The organism is Trabulsiella guamensis ATCC 49490 (assembly GCF_000734965.1).
Taxonomy (GTDB): Bacteria; Pseudomonadota; Gammaproteobacteria; order Enterobacterales; family Enterobacteriaceae; genus Trabulsiella; species Trabulsiella guamensis.
Genome location: NZ_JMTB01000212.1, coordinates 1 through 527, shown reverse-complemented (window position 1 = coordinate 527; position 527 = coordinate 1). Strand labels below are relative to the sequence as shown.

Below are 527 nucleotides of genomic sequence, written 5' to 3'. Positions count from 1 at the left end.
GGCGGGCATACCCGTCAGAAAGACAGCACCAGTCAGCTGAACATGCAGAGCAACCGCTATGTGATGCAACTGGGCGGTGATATCGCGCAGTGGAGTTCGGACAACGCTGACCGTTATCACCTCGGTGTGATGGCGGGTTATGCCAACCAGAAGAGCCGCGCGGTTAACCACCGTAACGGCAACCGTGCTGACGGCAGCATCAGCGGTTACAGCGTCGGTGTCTACGGCACCTGGCTGCAGGATAACGACACGCTGGAAGGCGCATACGTTGACAGCTGGGCGCAGTACAACTGGTTTGATAACACCGTCTCCGGTCATGGTGTTGAGTCTGAAGCGTATGACTCCGATGGCTTCACCGCGTCTGTTGAGTCCGGCTACACCTGGAAACTGGCAGATCTCAGCGAACGTAATGCGCTGTACATCCAGCCGAAAGCCCAGGTCACCTGGATGGGCGTGAAGGCGGATTCGCACAAAGAAGCCAACGGCACCCGCGTGGAAGGCAAAGGCGACGGCAATATTCAGACCCG

General features: G+C 58.1%; 1 protein-coding gene. It reads left to right on the top strand.

Annotated features, from left to right (window positions below):
• A partial coding sequence (locus GTGU_RS23605) for an autotransporter outer membrane beta-barrel domain-containing protein (RefSeq protein ID WP_038163826.1) occupies positions 1-527 on the top strand: 527 nt, incomplete at both ends.